Source organism: Adhaeribacter radiodurans, assembly GCF_014075995.1.
Lineage (GTDB): Bacteria > Bacteroidota > Bacteroidia > Cytophagales > Hymenobacteraceae > Adhaeribacter > Adhaeribacter radiodurans.
In genome coordinates, this window is the sequence record NZ_CP055153.1 from 4570511 (window position 1) to 4590085 (window position 19575).

The 19575-nt window shown below is 41.8% G+C and carries 13 protein-coding genes; 7 read left to right on the plus strand and 6 right to left on the minus strand.

Annotation, left to right across the window (positions count from 1 at the left end; translation table 11 throughout):
* Positions 1–25 precede the first annotated feature (25 nt).
* From cdaA to HUW48_RS18300, 3 genes are all read left to right on the plus strand, one after another.
* Positions 26–874, plus strand: a complete 849-nt coding sequence (cdaA, locus tag HUW48_RS18290) for a diadenylate cyclase CdaA (RefSeq protein ID WP_182412311.1) — start codon at positions 26–28, stop codon at positions 872–874.
* A gap of 259 nt (positions 875–1133) precedes the next feature.
* On the plus strand, positions 1134–1295 hold the full coding sequence (locus HUW48_RS18295; RefSeq protein ID WP_182412312.1) for a hypothetical protein: 162 nt from the start codon (positions 1134–1136) through the stop codon (positions 1293–1295).
* Between the two features lie 391 nt (positions 1296–1686).
* Positions 1687–2469: a creatininase family protein gene (locus tag HUW48_RS18300; RefSeq protein ID WP_182412313.1), complete on the plus strand. Its 783-nt coding sequence runs from the start codon at positions 1687–1689 to the stop codon at positions 2467–2469.
* Here the strand turns inward: HUW48_RS18300 and HUW48_RS18305 are convergent.
* Positions 2466–3194: a LytR/AlgR family response regulator transcription factor gene (locus HUW48_RS18305; protein WP_182412314.1), complete on the minus strand. Its 729-nt coding sequence runs from the start codon at positions 3192–3194 to the stop codon at positions 2466–2468. The two genes, HUW48_RS18300 and HUW48_RS18305, sit on opposite strands and share 4 nt — an antisense overlap.
* A gap of 299 nt (positions 3195–3493) precedes the next feature.
* Here HUW48_RS18305 and HUW48_RS18310 point away from each other — a divergent pair, with 299 nt between their 5' ends.
* From HUW48_RS18310 to HUW48_RS27355, 3 genes are all read left to right on the plus strand, one after another.
* Entirely contained in the window at positions 3494–4186 is a 693-nt protein-coding gene (locus tag HUW48_RS18310; protein ID WP_182412315.1) for an SGNH/GDSL hydrolase family protein, read from the plus strand.
* Between the two features lie 113 nt (positions 4187–4299).
* A complete protein-coding gene (locus tag HUW48_RS18315) occupies positions 4300–5100 on the plus strand; it encodes an NIPSNAP family protein (RefSeq protein ID WP_246343542.1) in 801 nt (266 codons plus the stop codon).
* A 274-nt stretch (positions 5101–5374) separates the two neighbouring features.
* Positions 5375–5506, plus strand: a complete 132-nt coding sequence (locus tag HUW48_RS27355; RefSeq protein WP_262891455.1) for a hypothetical protein — start codon at positions 5375–5377, stop codon at positions 5504–5506.
* 274 nt (positions 5507–5780) lie between these two features.
* Here HUW48_RS27355 and HUW48_RS18320 read toward each other — a convergent pair whose 3' ends face one another.
* The 5 genes from HUW48_RS18320 to HUW48_RS18340 all read right to left on the minus strand — a co-directional run bounded on the left by HUW48_RS18320 (position 5781) and on the right by HUW48_RS18340 (position 18378).
* Positions 5781–9293 carry an FG-GAP-like repeat-containing protein gene (locus HUW48_RS18320; RefSeq protein ID WP_182412316.1) on the minus strand — a complete coding sequence of 1171 codons (3513 nt, stop codon included), beginning with the start codon at positions 9291–9293 and terminating at the stop codon, positions 5781–5783.
* Between the two features lie 182 nt (positions 9294–9475).
* Positions 9476–11710 carry a CRTAC1 family protein gene (locus HUW48_RS18325; RefSeq protein WP_182412317.1) on the minus strand — a complete coding sequence of 745 codons (2235 nt, stop codon included), beginning with the start codon at positions 11708–11710 and terminating at the stop codon, positions 9476–9478.
* A 400-nt stretch (positions 11711–12110) separates the two neighbouring features.
* Complete coding sequence (locus HUW48_RS18330; RefSeq protein ID WP_182412318.1) at positions 12111–13706, minus strand: RagB/SusD family nutrient uptake outer membrane protein; 1596 nt, start codon at positions 13704–13706, stop codon at positions 12111–12113.
* 48 nt (positions 13707–13754) lie between these two features.
* Positions 13755–17294, minus strand: coding sequence for a SusC/RagA family TonB-linked outer membrane protein (locus HUW48_RS18335; protein ID WP_182412319.1), 3540 nt, complete (start codon positions 17292–17294; stop codon positions 13755–13757).
* Positions 17295–17337: 43 nt separating this feature from the next.
* Positions 17338–18378: a FecR family protein gene (locus HUW48_RS18340; protein ID WP_182412320.1), complete on the minus strand. Its 1041-nt coding sequence runs from the start codon at positions 18376–18378 to the stop codon at positions 17338–17340.
* Positions 18379–18846: 468 nt separating this feature from the next.
* Here HUW48_RS18340 and HUW48_RS18345 point away from each other — a divergent pair, with 468 nt between their 5' ends.
* Complete coding sequence (locus HUW48_RS18345) at positions 18847–19482, plus strand: RNA polymerase sigma factor (protein WP_182412321.1); 636 nt, start codon at positions 18847–18849, stop codon at positions 19480–19482.
* Positions 19483–19575: the final 93 nt, after the last annotated feature.

A 19575-nucleotide genomic window follows, 5' to 3' on the forward strand; every position in this document is an offset into this window, starting at 1 on the left:
AACTTTATATAAACTGAATTTAATTTTGATACCGTTATTTACCATTGGTTTTTTAGAAATAAACTGGCTCGATATAGCAGATATCTTGCTCGTAACGGTATTGCTTTATCAGTTATATAAAGTGCTAACCGGTAGTGTAGCCCTTAAAATATTTGTGGGTTTGCTTTCTATTTACCTGTTGTACCTGGTTGTAAAAGCCGCCGGTATGGAATTGCTCACTATTATCTTAGGGCAATTTATGGGAGTTGGGGTACTCGCCATGATTATTTTGTTTCAGCAGGAAATCCGGCGCTTTTTAATGATGATTGGCAAAAGTACGCCTTTTAACAGCGATAAATTTTTCCTGGGTTTTCCGTGGCGCAAATCCGAAAACGAGAACCGTATTAATCTTACTCCTTTTATTGAAGCGGCCAAATCGTTGGCTGGTAAAAATATTGGAGCCTTAATTGTATTTGCCCGCAGCTCCGAACTAAAATTTTACGCCGAATCCGGCGATTTAATTGATGCAGTGGTATCGAAACGTTTATTGCTTTCTATTTTTAATAAAACTAGTCCATTGCACGATGGAGCAGTAATTATTGCCAATAATCGCATTAAAGCGGCCCGCTGTATTTTACCGGTTACCGAAAACAACGATGTACCTGCCTCCATGGGTTTGCGGCACCGGGCCGCTATTGGATTAAGCGAAGTAACAGATAGCGTAGTATTGGTAGTATCGGAAGAAACCGGCCAAATTGCGCTGGTACGCAACGGCGAAGTGTACCGTAACCTGGCTGCAGCCGATCTTCGTTCTAAACTCAACCACTTCCTCTTCGACATAGAACCTAAGTCGACCACTGCCCCCGCCGGCGAAAAATCGGTAAGCATCGCTTAAGCTTTATCTACTTATCTTTGAGTTGGGTTTGGTAATTCTACTAGTTATCAACTCTTGAATTTAGCTAAAGCTTCACTTAAAAAGGCTTCTATAACATCTGATAATTTTAACGTTGCTTTTTCATTCGTGATTTAGTGCACCTGAATAATACCAAATAGTTAGAAGTAGTTGCAATAACGCACTTTGAGGTTGTTCTTTGGAGCCTTTCCAATTCTCCATGTACTGGTTCCATCTTATTAGATACAACTGAGTTTGCCTCGTGGCCGGCGGGCCTCGTTTGGCTGTTGCTTATAGCTACAGCTTTTCTTTTACATCTTGTATCATTAAGGAAAAGAATAATGATTTTAATGAGCTGCTACTAATGACAAGGATTAACGGAATTAAACTTCCTGATTCTGCTTCCCCTCTCAGCAAATTCTAATAAATTTGGCTTCATACCATCTAATTATACTAAAAAAAAGTAAAAACCTTAGCTAAGTACACTTTACACCAGTTTGGCTGTGGAGGGTCTTTTAGAGTTCCGGTGCTACGCAGTAGCATGGCGCAGTGCGACAAGCCAGGGTTCGCTAAACCGCCCGAGAGAGCCAAACGAAGCCCGCTGGCAACGAGGCAAACTGGTTACTTGTCAAGCTAGATAGCCCCACAAAATGGTGACTTATCCTATTAACCACTTAGATACCACAGCTTCAATCACTAGCTCCAGAAGCAAACTTTCGGAAAACATTTTAACCCACACGCGAACCTAACGTAAAGCAAAATTCTTAATTTAACTTTTTAAACAGCTCAACATTTTGACAAAAACTCCGAAAGCTATGTCGCCCAGACCTTATATTCTTTCCGAAACCAACTGGAAAACCGTTAAAGAGAATCGCTATAAAGTAGCAATATTGCCTTGGGGAGCTACCGAAGCCCATAATTACCATATGCCATACGCCACCGATACTATTCTGGCCGAACACGTAGCGGCTGAGGCAGCCCGGTTGGCCTGGGGACAAGATACTAAAGTAATGGTGCTGCCTTCTATTGCGTTTGGCGTTAATACGGGCCAGTTAGATATTCCATTTACCATAAATATGAACCCGGCTACTCAGGCCTTGGTACTGCGCGATATTGTTGATTCGCTCTCGGGGCAAAACATTAAAAAACTGGTTATTCTAAATGCCCATGGTGGCAACGATTTCCGGCAGATAATCCGGGAATTGCAGGGTAGCCATCCGGATATGTTTATTTCTACGGTTAATTGGTGGCGAACTGCAAAGGATACCGATTTTTTTGATGAACCCGGCGACCATGCCGGCGAACTCGAAACCAGTGCGGTAATGCATGTGACTCCCGATTGGGTATTGCCCTTATCGGAAGCTGGCTTAGGAAAAAGTAATAAATTAAAATTAAAGGCGCATCAGGAAGGTTGGGCCTGGACTCCCCGCGCCTGGACCAAAGCTACCAACGATACTGGTGTTGGTAATCCGGCTCGCTCCACCCCCGAAAAAGGTCAAAGATTTCTGGAAGCTACCTCAACCAATATTGCAGGGTATCTGGTAGAATTGGCTCAGGCCGATTTAAATAATTTGTACGAAAGAAATCAGAGTATTTAAAATTTACTGAGCAGTTGTAATACGCCTTTGGCATAAGTAGCCCCAATTGGAATAAATTTAGAGCCGATGGTTACGTTATTATCTTCTACTGCTGTAATGGCATCTAAATTAACGATAAAAGAACGGTGCACCCGGATAAATTTATTAACCGGGAAACGATTGGCAATCGCTTTCATGGTGGTATACACAATGGTTTTCTTGTTATGAGAAACAATGTGTACGTAATCCCCGAGAGCTTCTATGTATTGAATATCAGCAAAATATATCTTTACAAGCTTCTGCTCAACTTTCACAAAGGTAAAATCGGCGACCGGTGTATTGGTAAACTGGCGCTGGCTTAATCTGTCGTACGCTTTTTGGGCAGCAATGAGAAACCGTGGATAGGTAATGGGTTTTACCAGGTAATCAATCACGTTTTTTTCGAAAGCTTCTACGGCGTATTCCCGGCTGGCACTAGTTACAATCACAAGGAAATCTTTGTTGCTGATTGTACTTAGTAAATCCAGCCCCGACATATCCGGCATTTCCATATCCAAAAACAGAATATCTACCGGAGTATCTCTTAGCATTCGGGCAGCTTCAATTCCTCCATTCGCCGTACCCATCAGATCTAAAAAATCGGTATTAGATACAAATTTCTGAATAATCTTTGTCGAAAAAATATCGTCGTCTATAATTAAGCATTTACATTTAATAGGAGAATGAACAACCAATGGAGCGAGCATGAACGTAGATTTTAATTCGGTACTAAGTACTACTATCAAGGGAGCTAATTACCTGATAAGTACTTACTTTTCAGATAAAACACCTCCTTTATTAATTACATAAACTATTTAACTATTTTTTTGTTCCCGGAGACTCTTTTCTTAATAAACCTCCAAGTTAAAATTTTTCCGAACAGCAAATTTGTTTTGTACAAAAAAAGAATCAAATTCAGGATTCTGCTACCACTATTGCTTTACAGGATAGTGCTGGCTTAACAGATAAAAGTAATTTTGTAAAACTATTATTTTATACATATTATATGAAACACACCCGCTTTTTGGCACTTCCTTTTTTCCTGCTCCTAGGTCTTATTTGGGCATTTACCTCCGCACCTAAAGCCAAAACCGTTGTTTTTTTTGGTGATTCCATTACCCAGGCAGCCGTACAACCCGGCGGTTATATTGATATATTAAATCAGGAATTAGCAAAGAAAGGTAAATCAGATGAATATAACTTGGTTGGAGCAGGAATAAGCGGCAACAAAGTACCCGATTTACAAAAACGAATTGCTACCGATGTCCTCGCCAAAAATCCAGACTTAGTTTTTATTTACATTGGCATTAACGATGTGTGGCATTTTACCCATCCGTGCTGCAAAGATAAAGCCGGAGGAACCGCCGTTGAACCGTACGAAGCCGGTTTAAAAGATATTATTAACCAAATTAAAGCCAGCGGCGCAAAAGTAATTTTGTGTACCCCCAGCGTAATCGGAGAAAAAACCGATGGCGGCAACGCCGAAGATGCTATGCTGGACCAATATGCCGCTATCAGCCGGAAAGTAGCCCGCGATACTAAAGTAAAACTCTGTGATTTACGTAAGGCATTTACTGCCCACCTAAAAGAACGGAACACTGAAAATGCCGAACAAGGTATTTTAACCACTGACCGGGTACATTTAAATGCCGCCGGAAACCGCTTTGTTGCGGAACAAATGCTGACTTACTTAAAATAAAGTAAATTTACTAATAACCAGAACCTAGTAACTAGTTGTTTTTTCTTGCGATATTGTGATTTGCTTTGATTTAAACTCGCTATAACTTACCATTTACATAATTTTTTTACTTTATGATGAAACGACGGACTTTCGTAAAAGCTTCGCTCCTGAGCGGCTGCCTTACTAGTGCTGTTCCATTTTTAAACCCTGCTATGGCTTCGGTAAAACAAAAAGCCAATAAACCTGAATACTACGAACTGCGGGTATACACCTTAAAAAACGAAACTCAGCAAAAACTAGTCGAAGATTATTTTCAAAATGCGGCTATCCCGGCGCTTAATCGTTTGGGCAGTAAAAATGTGGGCGTTTTTACGGAACAACAACCTACTGGCCAAACCAAAATTTACGCTATTATTCCGTACAAGTCGCTGGATGATTTTAGTAAATCTAACGAACGGCTGCTGGCCGATGCCACTTTTCAACAAAAAGGGGCCGCTTATTTAAACGCTCCGGCAACTGAACCGGCTTACGAGCGCATTGAAAGCTCATTGCTGGAGGCTTTTTCCGGAATGCCTAAAATGGAAATACCTGCCAACAAACCTCGTATTTTTGAACTTCGCCGTTACGAAAGCGCCAGCGAAGCCGCCGGTAAAAAGAAGATTGAAATGTTTAACATTGGCGAAATTGCCATATTTAAGCGGGTAGGTTTAACCCCGGTATTTTTTGGCGAAGCCTTAATTGGCGAAATGCGTCCTAACTTAACATATTTGCTTACTTTCGACGACATGGCCGAACACGACCGTAACTGGAAAGCCTTTGGAGGCGACCAAGAATGGAAAAAAATAAGCGGTATGCCCGAGTACGCCGACGCTAAAATTGTATCGAATATTACCCGTACTTTTTTAACACCTACCTCCTACTCGCAGATTTAAAAATTAAATCTAATTTTTTGAAGAAGCTGATTAGACTATGCAATAAGATTGAAGTACGTCGCCATTAATGGTGTCTTCACCACTAATTCCGGATAGCAGCTTCGATACTTTGATTCTAAAAATAAAGGCAGTACCTGTAAGCGGGTACTGCCTTTATTTTTAAAGCCTTTTTCTTTTACCAAATCTAATTATAAAGACTTATGAAAGGCTTGTGTTTGGAGCCTTTTCAAGTCTCCAGGTAATAGTTCTATCTATTATACTTCAAGTTTGCCTTGTGGCCGGCGGGCCTCGTTTGGCTGTTGAGGGCGGTTTAGCGAACCTTGGCTCACTCCGTTGCGCCATGCTGCTTTGCAGCACCGGAACGCTAAAAGGCCCGAGAGAGCCAAACTGGTATCTTTGTAATTAGCTAACTGGTTCTACCTTATAAAGAAAATACCAGCAAATCAGCAAATAAATAGTCATTATTTCTATTTAACGAGCGTTCGAGATAAGAAAAGAATTAAAGCGCCTTCATCTTTAATTACGTCATTCTGTAGGAATATAATCGGTTACCTGCTGGTTATATCCTTAAAGGATGACTAAAATGGAAAGGAAAAACCCGCAAACAAAATTTTATCTTTCATGCTAGCACTTTTAGTTATTATTAGTGCAGACAAGTCTTGATCTCGAACGCACTTTAATTAAAGTTTAATCTGCCGTTGCTTGCCGCTAAAATCTGTGATGGCTACTGTGGCAAGTTCAGCACTTACAATTGCGCGGCTGGACTGAGAGAGATAACCTGCTCCGTAAAAGAATTCTTCCCGCCTTTTTTTTCCGTTTTTAAATACCAGATCCGCATAGGCATCCATGGGACTTAAACGGATAACCTGGTTTTTGCCAACTGGATTTAGTGCCTGTAGCACCTGTAAACTATCGGCATTACAAGTAATTACTTCTAAGGGCTGATTTTTACTATTTAATACCCGGGCGATGGCCTTTGCATCACCGGAAACTTTCAGGCCGGCTGCTTTAGGGAGTATTGTTTTAAATGTGCCATTGCCGTTACCCAACAAACAAGTACCATTCGAGGCATCGTAATACCCCAATGCTGTTTCAGTCGCAAAAGAATTCCCGACTAATAAAATATCCAGGTTACCATCGTAATTAAAATCGGCAACGTTCATTCCAAAAACCGGTGCATACTGGGTATTTATGGGTAAAGGCTGCAGGGTAAATTTTCCGTTGCCGTTGTTTTGGATATAACTGCTGGCAAAGGTGTAGCTCTTATACTTAGTAGCATCTTTTAATTCTTCGTCGGTAAAAAGTGCATCCATAGAACTGGTGCCATAATCAGAGTACCGGGGAAAACGGCGGCGCATGGCTACTATCTGGTCGGTAAGAGCATCACGCGGCGGGGCTGGGTAGTTGGTATTCTGAATAAAATAACTTATTACCGGATCAATGCTGCCGTTTTTATCAAAATCTTTGGCGTACACGCTAACGGGTTGCTCCGGACTGGCTTTGTACTTGGAGTTAAGTCCTAAGTTACCGGCTACGTAGTCCATGTCGCCATCATTATCAAAATCACCGGCCATCAGGCTGTTCCACCAGCCATTGGAATTTTGCAAACCCATAGAGGCGGTAACATTGGTAAAATTCCCTTTATTGTTCTTGTAAAAGCAAATCGGCATCCACTCGCCGGTTACCAATAAATCAATTTGGTTATCGTTATCAAAATCTGTCCAAAGGGCAGAAGTTACCATTCCGGCACGTTCTAATTCTGGACATACCTGTTTTGTTACATTGGAGAAACGGCCACCCTGGTTACGCAAAATACAGCTCTGACCTGGCAACGGATATTTTTGTGGTTCGTTTCGGCCGCCTATAAATAAATCAAGGTCTCCGTCTTTATCAAAATCAGCCGCAGTTACGCACGAACCACTGGCAACTATACGGGGCAAAGCCAGGCTATCGAGCATAAAATTTCCTTTTCCATCATTCTGGTACAAGCGATGGCGGTATTGGTTGGCGTCGGTTCTAAATTCATTTCCTCCACTTACAACGTATAAATCCAGATCTGCATCTCCGTCGGCATCAAAGAACAAAGCTCCTGTGTCGTCTGCCTTATTAGGAATATGGCTTAGTGGTTTATTAGTAAAGCGGCCTTGTTTAGTTTGATAAAAGATAGTACCCGTGTAATTGCCCGAACCGCCCACGTAAAAATCATCCAGGCCATCGCCATTCACGTCGCCCACGGTCAATCCTGGGCCGGTTTGCGAGTACTTGTGCGGCAGCAAAGGCTGGTTTTTAAAATCAACGTAATCGTTTTCCTCGTGTTTAAAGGCAATTCCGTACTCGGCGTTTACTTTCCGGAAAAGCGGCGCTGGCTCGGGTTCAACTTTAAGCTTCCGGAAAACCGCATTTTCCTGATTTAATTTAAGGGTTTGATTAGCGGGTACGTTTGTTAGCAACTGAAACCGGCCATCCGGCCAATTTATTTCCAGCGAATCAACGGTAGTTACTTTGCCTAAACCAAAGTGAATGTTTTTACTCTGAGAAGACTGATAACCGCGCGTCAGGTAATGTTCGTAGAATTGCTGCTGGCCTTTACTTTTTAATTTTACAGTAGCTCCTATACCTTCCTGGTTTGGTTTCTGCCCCTGCAAATTCAGCTTTATAAAATTTGCAGGTTGTACCGTTTCGGTGTTGTTGCGGTATACAAAAGCAGCACTGTTTAAATTATTAATTACTAAATCTAAATCACCATCGTTATCTAAATCGGCGTAAGCGGCCCCATTAGAGGTAGAAGGCTTTTCTAAGCCCCATTTAGTAGTTTTATTTTCAAAAGTTAAATCATGCTTATTTTGGTAGATATAATTAGGCACAATAACGCTTTGCAATTTATTAAATTCTTTTTTTAGCTTCGCTTCCATGGCTTCCTGCGTACCAAACATCGATTGTTGGGATTGGTAATGTATATAATCCAAGTTGATCATGTCTTTTAAGTAGCCATTCGTAATAAATAAATCGCGCCAGCCATCATTATCGTAGTCAGCCAGGAGGGCACTCCAGCTCCAATCGGTGGCGTAAACACCTGCCAGTTGACCAATTTCACTGAAAGTACCGTTGCCGTTATTTAATTGCAGGGTATTACGCACGTATTGATATTCGTAACCCAGGCGCTTGGTTAAACTAAAACGTTCGTAATTGGGCGCTTCCATGGTTAATTTTTGCCGTTTGTTGTCTTCCGGCAGCATGTCCATTTCGATGATATCGGGCAAACCATCATTGTTATAATCGGCAATGTCGGTGCCCATGCCGTTGTAGCTGGTATGTTTTAAGTACTGGCTGATTTTATTCGTAAAGGTGCCATCCTGATTATTAATCCAAAGCAAATCATTACTTAAAAAATCATTGGCCGCGTAAACATCGGGCCAACCATCCTGGTTAATATCACTCACAGCAATACCCAATCCCCGGCCTTCTATCAGAATACCGGCTTCTTTAGACACATCCGTAAACGTGTTATTACCATTGTTGCGAAACAATTTATCCGTACTCCGGGAAGTACCATTAGTAATTTTAGGGCGGGAAACATTCGGATTATCAAAATTGTCGGTGGCATTCCGCAACAGATACATATCTAAATCCTGGTCTTTGTCATAATCAAAGAACGCCGCCTGGGTACTATTTCCTTCATCGGCCAGATTATAGGCTTTTCCTTCTTCTTTAAAAACCGGCTTGCCGGCAGCATCCATACCTTTATTTACAAATAACAGATTGGGCGTGTACGTGGTATCTGCGGCCGGATTAACGGTACAGGCGTAAATATCCAGCAAGCCGTCCTGGTTAATATCGATCATGGTTACCCCGTTCACCCATAAGTTAGTTGTGGTACCCGATTGGGCCGTAATATCTTCGAATTTAAAATTGCCTTTGTTCAGGTACAGCTTGCCCGAAACCATATTACCCGAAAAGTAAAGATCCGGTAAGCCATCGTTGTTCACGTCGCCAACGGCCACTCCTCCCCCATTATACATGTACCCGTAGGTTAATATGTTTAAAGAATCGGTTTCAGTTATCGTATTCTTAAAAGCAATTCCGGTATCCTGCGGGGCAAGCAAGGTAAATAAGACTGGTTCTTTTTTAAAAAACTGGCAATTGGTTAATAGAAAAATACAAGCAGAAACAAATAGTACACGTATGGGCTTCATTAGGGAAAGATCAATGTATTTAGAAAAAGTTAATGAGTAATGTAATGATTTCCGCTGGATAATAATAATCCCTGATTAGTAAGCAGTAGGAAGTTTGCCCCTTTACAAAATACCAGTGGTTTAAACTCGATTAATAATTAAGCTGCTGCCCCGCTTTAAATTTGGCAACCTGGGCATATTGATTATTTAAGTTGGGTTAAACTAGGCAGCTTAACTGCTTCGAAGCTTATTTTATTTAATGGTATAACTTCAGGTTTGGCCTCACCTTCTTTTATCCGAAGTAACTGATTGGGTTGGATGTTTCGGAAAACTTGTTTTTGATTGGTGCCGGACCACTGAATTACTATTTCGTCAATCACGTTGGCCTGGCCAATACCAATTTCCCGTCTTAAAGGAGAGGCACCAAAACTGCCGCCGGAATTAACGTCGCGGTAAACACTCCGGGCAATGCCGTTTTCCCGGAAAGTAACTTTAATGCGCGACCCAATAGCACTGCGGTTTGCTTTAACACCTACTAAATCAAGATAAATCCAACGGTTATTGTTCTGGCCGGGGTTCAGGAAAAAAGAATTCTGGTATGCATCACCGATATAAGCGCCACCCATTTCAGTGTAAATATCCTGGTCGCCATCATTATCCATATCGGCAAAAGATACGCCGTGGCCTTTTTGCAAATGCCCCACCCGGGCTGCGGTAGTTACATCCGCAAATTTTTGCCCGCCTAAGTTTTTAAACATTTTGTTAGGCACCAACGATTCGTAATCGGGGTTACCTGTGGCCAAGTACATATCTAAAAAACCATCGTTATCTATATCGCCAAAGTTAGAACCCATGGCAAAAGCAACTTTATCTAAGCCTACTTGCTCCGAAATATTAGTAAATGTGCCATTCCGGTTATTTTTATACAGGTAAACAATGCCGGCATTTTTAACTGGTTTTTTCATGGCTTCGGCCGCCGCGTAATGGGCCAAAGGAGCTTCAAAATTATAGTCGCACACTACAATATCTAACCAACCATCGTTATCAAAATCCCAGAAACAAGTCGGGAAGGTATGCCCTTTATCTTTATCCAGGTTTGCCGAAGCGGTAACATTTTTAAAAATGGGCGTTTTGCCTTTGATAGATGTGTTTTTCAATAAATACCGGTCGCCGTTCATGGTAGAGATAAAAATATCCTGGCGTCCGTCGTTGTCGTAATCGCCGGAAGTTACCCCTTTTACGAAGGCAACCAGCTGCACATTCGCTTCTTTGGTTACATTGGTAAAGGTGCCATCCTGATTATTCAGGTACATTTCGCAGGGATTGATAAATTTACTATTACCCGGCCGGGATTCGTTGCCAATAAAAACATCCAACCAACCATCGTTATTGAAATCGTTCCAAGTAGCGGTTTGGGTCGGATAAAACGAGAGCAGACCACTAATAGTCGTCACATCGGTAAAGGTGCCGTCGCCATTATTCTTGATTAAAGAATTGGGTTGCCGACCAAACTCGTCTTCTACCCAGCCGCCGCGCGTAACAAAAATATCTTTATAACCGTCGTTATTGTAGTCGGTTTGCATCATGTTTAGCCCACCCACCAATGGTTTTAAACCTGATTTTTCCGAAAGATCGGAGAAAGTGCCATGGCCATTATTTTTAAAATAATGCATTTCGTCGGCTAATCCCCAGCCAGAAGTAACCAGGTCTATATAGCCATCATTATCAAAATCTTCGGCAATGCTGCCGCCGGCCATATTATTTATGTCTAATTTTAAATTCTTAGCAATATTCCGAAATGGTTTTACTAAAGTAGAAGTATCTACATCTAAGTCCGGTAAATAGTAAGACACGTTTTTTACCTGCTGGTATTCCCCCAAAGTCATGTAAGATAGATTAAGCAGCCACCGGTAAGTTAAGTTGGCAGGATGAGCGGCCACTAATTGCTGGTACAATTCAATTGCTTTTTGCGAGCCCACTTGCTTCGTGTGAATGCCAGTGCCCCGGATGGGAAAAATACAGGTTTCTGAAGAATGGTGCATCACACAATTACTTCTTTCGCCGAGCCGCAGGTAAGCTAAGGCTAATTTAGGTCCCAGGATGCTAAAAGCTTTATTACCTAGCCCCATTGCTTCCAATTTTAACTGGGCATCGTGCAGTAAATTAACGGCTTCCTGTTCTTTGCCCACCATTAATAAAGCGTGCGCCCTGGAAGCGCTTAGCATTATCTTATCCTGTTCTGAGGTAGAGTGTTGGTATAAAGAATCGTAATGCGCTAGAATGGCACTGGAAGCAAACTTATTCTGATGATGATTGTATTGCTTTGCGGTTTTTTGCAGTAATAGAAGCATCTCTTCGTGCGCTGCCCGTTCTTTATTTTGGCAAGACCAGAGAGAACTAGTAAATAATAACAGTAAAAAAAGGGTAATTCTTGACATGGACAAAAACAAAACACTTACTCTAAAATACTAAATTTCAATTTTATACACTAATAACTTTTATTAAACTACAGCAATGGCAGCAATTATGATGTAATGTAAACTAACGATTAAGATTTAATTAAACAGGATTCACTTGGTATTGGTAATTAGTAAAGTAGACTGACCAGTATGTTTTCTTGATATGTTATACCCCATTGTATTTAGCGGTTTCCTATTAAAAGGAGGGTTAAACCATAGTGGCATAAACCTGGCCGCGTTTAAAAACCGGCTGAATTTGAACTATAGAATAATTATAACTATTCGGGATTAAATATTGAAAAGTATTTTTTTAAAATAAGTATAGCAAAAAACCCCTAGCTAAGGCTAAGGGTTTTTACTTCAAACAATTTCAGGAAAATTAATAATTAGGGTTTTGAGCCGGTAAGCCGCTTGAAGATAACTCAGGATTCCTGTTTACTTCATCCGATGGAATGGGCAATACATAATCCCGGGCCGGATTAAAGGTAAAGAGCGTGTAAGGCGAAGTTATCACCCCTTTTTTCATCCAACGCATGATGTCGAAGTCACGGCCTTCTTCACCGCCTCTTTCCACTGCACTTTCGTGCACAATGGCCTGATAAACCTGTTCTTTTGACCCGGTTGGGAATTGCGCATTCGGATAATCCGGCATCATTACATCGGCCCGGTTACGTAACTGGTTTAAGTAAGCCACCGCAGCTGCCTGGGTACCAACTTCATTCTCACATTCGGCCAATAATAATAATACTTCGGCGTACCGGATTACCCGGGTGTTAATACCACCCGGATGGAAACCTGGATCTAGTAAATTGGTTTCGGTAGGCTGGCTTCTTAGCTTCTGGTAAATAACGGTGTATTTTTCCCAACTGGCTTTTAAAGTTTTACCATGGAAATTAGTAGTCTCCCCGTTTTGTTGGGCATCGGTTAAAGTTTTAGTTCCAGCATCGTAAAGATCTCCGGTAAAATATACCGTATAATCTAAACGCGGGTCTCTTTTGGGAGAACCAGTTTCCGGCACCTCGTACTCATTTATTAAATACTCCGCCGGGATCAGGTTCCGCCAGGCAATCGGGCTGGTTTCCTGGCTCCGAACCGTAGATTGGGCAGCCGTTTGTCCATTACCTTCTCCATCCCAGTTATAACCGTTATCGCTGGGGCGTCCTACATAATTAATTTCCCAGATGGACTCCGAGTTAAATTCATTTTCTTCTCTGAAGTTGTGGTTATAAACCGGGGTTAAGCTATATCTACCTACTAACTTTTCCAGTTCTACCTTTGCTTTGGCGTAATCGCCCTGCTGGATATAAGCTTTACCTAACATGGCAGTAGCTGCATCCGCCGTTGCCCGGCCTTTGCTATCGCTAGGTTGGTTAGCCATGGTTTGACCCGCTGTCAGATTAGTTTGGGCATCTATTAAATCTTGTACTACTAGTTTGTATACCTCTTCTGGAGTTGATCGGGGGGCAAAAGCATCCACACCCGCAACCGGAGCGGTATATACCGGAACCCCACCAAAGAAATTTACTAATTCGTAATACGCCCAGGCCCGCAGAAACTTAGCCTCCCCCAAGCTTTGCTTTATAGAAGCAGCATCACCTTCTGCCGTGGCGGCGTTGGCAATTACGGTATTCGCCCGATGAATTAAGGTATAAAACCCATTCCAAATTTCGGTACCTACGCCATTACCTGGAGCTACCGTACCTTCAATTACTGCCCGGCGATGCGTTTCCAGCTGCCCCCCGCCTGGTTTATGGTCCGGGCTACGAAGTGAATGCGCAAAAAACCACTCCCGGGAAGCTAACCGGTTAGAGTGAGCTACGGCATATATACTGTTAACTGCTTCGCGTAATTCGCTGGCATTTTTAAAATAAGTAGCAGAGGTAAGGTTATTGGGGTTAACCGTGTTTAAATCATCGTGGCAGTTTGTTAAGAGTAGTACTCCTACAAAACAGGCCGATAAATATATTTTTCTCATTATAATAATGTTAAAAACTGTTTATAATTTTTAAATAATAGGTATTAATTAAAAATTTAATTGAATACCACCCAGGAAAGTTCTTGGCTGCGGATAAGTACCAAAATCAATACCATTGGTTAAAAGCGATCCACGGGCCTGGCCAACTTCCGGATCTAAACCTGAGTATTTAGTGATTGTAAACAGGTTTTGAGAAGTTATATAAATTCTTAGGCCGCTTACTTTGCCATTAGAGAAAGAGGTAAGGGCAGCTGTAGGAATGGTATAACCAAGCGTGATGTTTCTTAATCTGGTGAAAGCGCCATTTTCTAAGAACCGGCCGGAAGGACGGGTGTTTTGGTTTGGATCGCCGTTTACCATTCTTGGCACATCAGTGTTGGTATTAGTAGGAGTCCAGGCATCTAAAACGGCTGTACCGGCGCCAAATAAACGCAAACCACCTTCTAAAGCTGCTCTGGTAGCATTATAAACTTTATTACCCGTTACACCCTGTACAAATAAGCTTAAATCAAAGTTTTTGTAGTTAGCCGAAGCATTAACCCCGTAAGAAACTTTAGGTAAATAACTACCTAAGAATTGCCGGTCGTCGCTGTTAACTACACCATCATTGTTTAAATCTTTAAACCGGATATCGCCGGCAGCTGTTTTTTCTGTTTGATAGAAGGCGCCTGCTCCTTTTTTAGCTACAGCAGCGGCATTGTCGGCTTTTACTTCTTCCTCGTTTTGGTAAATTTTATCAATTACCCAGCCGTAGAAAGATTGGATTGGCTGACCTTGTTGCGTACGGGTAATGGCATAACCAGCGGCAAAGTCCTGATCGGTACCTTCATCCAGGGTAGCCGTAGGAGAACTGAATTTTACTACTTCATTTTTTAAGGTAGTTAAGTTCGCGTTAACGCTCCATTTAAAGGCTCCCTCGTTTTGGTTATAGCCCGCCGTAAATTCAAATCCTGAGTTTTTCATTTGGCCCACGTTGGCGTTAACGCCACCACCACCAAATCCAAAGGAGTTAGGTGTTGGAATGCTCAAAATTAAACCATTCTTTTCATCGGTTAATCTTTGGTAATACTCCGCAGAGAATACAATTTTGTTATTGAATAAACCAAAGTCGAAACCATAGTTTTGCATGGTGGTAATTTCCCATTTAAGATCTGGATTAGCTAAACCATTGGTATAAGTACCTAATGATCTGGCATCACCAAACGGATAAAGAGTGGCATTTAAGTTAGCGTTTACTACGTAGTCGTAGTTACCAATGCCATTAAAACCAATTTTACCGTAACTAGCTCTTAATTTTAAATCCGAAAGTTGCGAAACACCTTTTAAGAAAGGTTCTTCGGAAACGCGCCAGCCAACAGAAGCACCCGGAAAGTTACCCCATTTGTTGCCTGGTGCAAAACCCGAAAAACCATCGCGCCGGAACGAAGCGCTCAGTAAATATTTGCCTTTGAATTCATAATTTAACCGGCCTAAGTAAGAAAGTAAAACATTCTCTCCGATGGTTTGGCTTAAACCTGGGTTAAGCGGCTGATTTAAAGTAACAACCACTGAGTTTGGTTGATTACCATTCATGTTCTCCTGTATGTTTCTACGGTCGGTACGTTCTTGCACCGCAGTAAAGTTGATATAATGGTTATTAAACGTTTTATCAACTGTTAACTGATTAGTTAAAACAAAAGTACGGCCAGTGCCTCTGTTATTATTAATGGTAGAAGCCGGTCTGGAGCCAGAAGATAAATCGTTAAAAATCGGGAGATAAATAGCCTGCAGGTTGTTGTAATAGTCAAGCCCACCGGTAGATCTGAATTTTAACCATTTAGTAATATTAGCTTCGGCAAAAATATTCCCTAAAATTTTAAAATTACGGTTCTCATTCTGATCTAACTCGGCTAACCGGATAGGGTTGAAAGGGTCAGAACCATCAATGGAGTTTTGGGCCGCTCTAAAACCACCTAATAAGGTTGGGTCATGCACTGGTAAATAAGGTAAAGAACGAATGGCGTGAATAATCCGGGTTCTGTTATCAGCGGGTTCATATTGCTGCGTAGTATAAGAACCCATTAAGTTCTCGCCCACGGTAAATATGCTATTTAGTTTATGGGTAGAGTTCAGCCGGTAGCTATAGCGGTCGAAACCGGTACCTACTGTAATCCCATCTTGCTTAAAGTAACCACCGCTGGTATAAAACTGCGATTTATCTGTTCCGCCCGAAATGGTTATGTTATTTTGGGAAAGCACCGCGGTCCGGAAAAGCGCATCCTGCCAGTTTGTATTGGTTTGAGCATAGGTCTGCGTAGCCCCCGGGTAAATGGGTTGGTTAAAGTTGTCGGGCTGTAAACGGGGAGGAAGTGCTCCATTTAATAAAGTATTGGCATATTGCAGGTACTGCTGGGTATTTAAAGTTTCTATCTGGTTCCAGGCAGTTTGGGCACCGTAGTTAGCATCTACTGTCACTCTTATTTTACCGTCTTTGCCGCCGGTTTTAGTAGTTATCAGAATAACGCCGTTCGCCGCTCGGGAGCCGTAAACTGCCGTTGCTGCCGCATCTTTTAACACCTCCACTGATTGAATATCTTTGGTATCGATGTTAGATAAACCACCGGTTGGAACCCCATCTACTATGTACAGCGGATCGGCCGCAAAGTTTATGGAACCCACGCCTCTTACCCGTACAATTGGGTTAGAACCCGGAGTACCCGTATTTACGACGCTTACACCGGCAGCCCTACCTTGGATGGCTTGCGCCACGCTAGGTACCGGCAACTCAGATATTTGCTTCGCCGAAACCGAACTAATGGCACCTGTTACGGATTCTTTCTTTTGCGTACCGTAACCCACTACCACTACTTCTTCCAAAGCTTGGGTATCTTCGCTGAGGGTAACGTTAACCGGGCCTGGGCCGCTTACCGGTACTTCTTTGGTAGCATAACCAATAAACGAAAACACCAAAGTGCCCGCCTGTTCCGGAATATTTAACGAAAAAGTACCGTTCGGACTGGTAGTAGCTCCGGTGGTAGTACCTTTTAATAAAACAGTTACGCCGGGTAAACCTTCGCCATTGGAACCGGTAACCGTACCGGTAATTTGCCAGTCTGGGGCTTTGGTTGGTTTATAATGCGGCAACAGCGCCGGACGGCTAGCAGCTAACCATTCTATAGCCGTATTGCTTTCCGCGTTTTCGTTGGTCGCGGTAAGCGAGCCAAAGGCGCTATTTTCGCGGATTTCGGCGTTTTTTGTTCCTGGCACAATGGCGTAGGTTCGCTCGTTAATTTTAGCGTAGCGCAAATTAACAGTAGCTAATAAGTTATCTAACCCTTTTTCCATTTTGCCCGAAGGCAGCGCTCCGGCATTTACTAATTTACCCGCCAGATTCTGCGTTTCGTAAATAAAAGAAACATCGTACTGCTGCTGCAAATCTTGCAATACATCTGTTAAAAGAGCTTTTTTGGTGGAAGTAGCAACACTTTGGTTTTTACTGGGCTGATTGTTCGCTAATAACAGATCTTGCGCGTAAGCCTCCGGTAAAGAGGCCATACAGGCCAGAATTAAGGCATTGCGGAGCAGCACTTTTTTCTTGTTAGTAATCATTTTTCACGAGCTTTAATTTATATTTTTTAAATTTTACAAGGCATTATATAGGTGAGGTGATGCGTAATGTTCTTTGATCTTTATTTTCGAATTTTAAATTAAAAGAGGTGGATAGTGCTACCAATAAGGTATTTACATTATCAATGTAAATCTCGCCAGTTATGGTACGGCTCAATATTTTTCGATCGGTTACCTGCACCTGGTAGCCGTAGTTTTCTTCCAGCAAAGTCACAATATCGGCCAGCGGCGTAGCCTGAAAAATGAGTTTTTTGTGGGTCCAGGAAGAATATACTTCCGGATTTACCTGCCGCTTCGTAAATTTTTGCTTTGAGGGAATCAGCTCTGCCATTTCGCCGGGCTTTAAGGTTTCGGTTAAGGGTTCTTCGGCGGAGCCTTTGGCAAACAAGTTAACTTTACCGGAATTAAGTACCACCCGGGTTTTCTGGCGCCGATTGGTTACGTTAAAGCTAGTGCCTAATACCTGCACATTAACTTCGGGAGTATGCACTGTGAATTTTGCGTTTCCTTTACCCGGTTTTTTTAAAACGTTAAAAAAAGCTTCACCTTCCAGCCACACTTCCCGGCTTTCACGGGAGTTCCAGTTAGCGGGGTAACGCAAAGTGGTATTCCCATTTAGCACCACCATAGAAGAATCGGGTAAAATAAGGGTAGCGGTTTCGCCGTAGTTGGTGCGATAGATTTGCTGCTTTTCCTTTAGGGTTGCGTAGTAAAATAAAGCACCTCCCAGGCAAAATAAAATAAAAGCAGCGGCCCATTTTGACCATTGCTGATAGGAACGATTAGTAGTTTTACCAGGATGTAATAGTTCGGCGTTCTCCTGAAAGGCAAGCCGGTGTTTTAAGCGTTGCCAGCTTTCCTGCACTTGGCTATCCGGAATGGGAGTTGGAACCACCGAGATACCGATAAGCATTAAAGCCGCCTGTTGGGCAACTATTTTTTTATCGGGATTTGCTTCTAGCCAAGCACTCCATCTTTGCTCTTCCACCGGATTAGTTTTATACACCCAATGCGGAAAGGTTGTATCCTGTAGAAAATCCTGAAGTGTATAGTCCGGCAAGTTCATGTGGCGTTTATTACCTGAATAAGTTCTCTTTAATTATTAAGAGCGAATTCGATTCATTTTCTACCCACCTGAAAGAGTGTTTTTTAAATAAATATGATTTCTACAGGTTTAATGCAATCCTCTTTAATAATTTTCAAAAAATTAATTGTTGTTTTGACATTTTTAAATAAAATTATAGTAGTTGGTATTTCTATTATCTACTTTAATAGCTTTTATAGGGAAATTAGAGCAAGAATTTTAAAAAATTTGAATTTCAGATATTAGAATGTGTATAATTTATGTGCTGCAGAATTACCTTGTTTCAAATTTTTTTAGTAGTATTATAACTGCCTTTCATTATCCTATTGATTTTTAACCGGCTCTTGTAAAATTGGGCCGACGACGCTTTTTTAACCAGAAATGCCGGGAGATTAATGCTAAGGAATATTTATTAAAACAGAAATTGTTGTTTACCTGGTGTAATTATTTATGGCTTTAATATTACCCTTCCCGGCCTTACATGAAACTTCGTTTCAGCAGCATACTGATTTGCCGGAACAGGAGCTATGGGAAAGTTTACGCCAGGGAAACGAAGCAGCACTTGCCCAACTTCATAAAACGTATTATAAAAGTCTTTTCCGGTACGGAGTTAAATTAAGCCATAACCCGGACATTAGCGAAGATTGCATTCAGGACTTGTTTGCTAATTTGTGGGCTTCCCGGCAACAAATTAGCGCCGTGCAATCCATTAAATTTTATTTATTTACTTCTTACCGGCGATTGGTTTTGGTGCATTTAAAAAAGCAGCAAAAATTACTCACCCAAATTTTTAAACCAGACGCCACAATTGTTTTCTCCGCCGAAGAAATAACGGTACAGTCGGAAGCAAATCACGAAATCGCCCAAAAATTAACATCGTTGCTTAACAATTTACCTAAGCGGCAGCGGGAAGTGCTCTACCTGCGGTATTACGAAGATTTAAGCCTTACGGAAATAGCGCAATTAATGGATTTAAGTTACCAATCGGTGTTAAACTATATTCAGCGCGCTTTAACCAACATCCGGCAACAGCCAGAAATAACTGTTTTGCTAAGCCGTTCTTCTCTTAAATTAGTTACTTCTTAACCCAGGTTTGTTTTTTCTCTCCTAATTATCCAGGTTGGATTTTCTATTGCGTAGTATCCGTTAGCAAATCGAAGCATTGCTTTGCTATTTCCA

Excerpts from the sequence above, each read along its gene's own strand:
- HUW48_RS18300 (WP_182412313.1), top strand. The coding sequence starts at position 1,687 with ATGTCGCCCAGACCTTATATTCTTTCCGAAACCAACTGGAAAACCGTT.
- HUW48_RS18305 (WP_182412314.1), bottom strand. The coding sequence starts at position 3,194 with ATGCTCGCTCCATTGGTTGTTCATTCTCCTATTAAATGTAAATGCTTA.
- HUW48_RS18310 (WP_182412315.1), top strand. The coding sequence starts at position 3,494 with ATGAAACACACCCGCTTTTTGGCACTTCCTTTTTTCCTGCTCCTAGGT.
- HUW48_RS18315 (WP_246343542.1), top strand. The coding sequence starts at position 4,300 with ATGATGAAACGACGGACTTTCGTAAAAGCTTCGCTCCTGAGCGGCTGC.
- HUW48_RS18320 (WP_182412316.1), bottom strand. The coding sequence starts at position 9,293 with ATGAAGCCCATACGTGTACTATTTGTTTCTGCTTGTATTTTTCTATTA.
- HUW48_RS18325 (WP_182412317.1), bottom strand. The coding sequence starts at position 11,710 with ATGTCAAGAATTACCCTTTTTTTACTGTTATTATTTACTAGTTCTCTC.
- HUW48_RS18330 (WP_182412318.1), bottom strand. The coding sequence starts at position 13,706 with ATGAGAAAAATATATTTATCGGCCTGTTTTGTAGGAGTACTACTCTTA.
- HUW48_RS18335 (WP_182412319.1), bottom strand. The coding sequence starts at position 17,294 with ATGATTACTAACAAGAAAAAAGTGCTGCTCCGCAATGCCTTAATTCTG.
- HUW48_RS18340 (WP_182412320.1), bottom strand. The coding sequence starts at position 18,378 with ATGAACTTGCCGGACTATACACTTCAGGATTTTCTACAGGATACAACC.
- HUW48_RS18345 (WP_182412321.1), top strand. The coding sequence starts at position 18,847 with ATGGCTTTAATATTACCCTTCCCGGCCTTACATGAAACTTCGTTTCAG.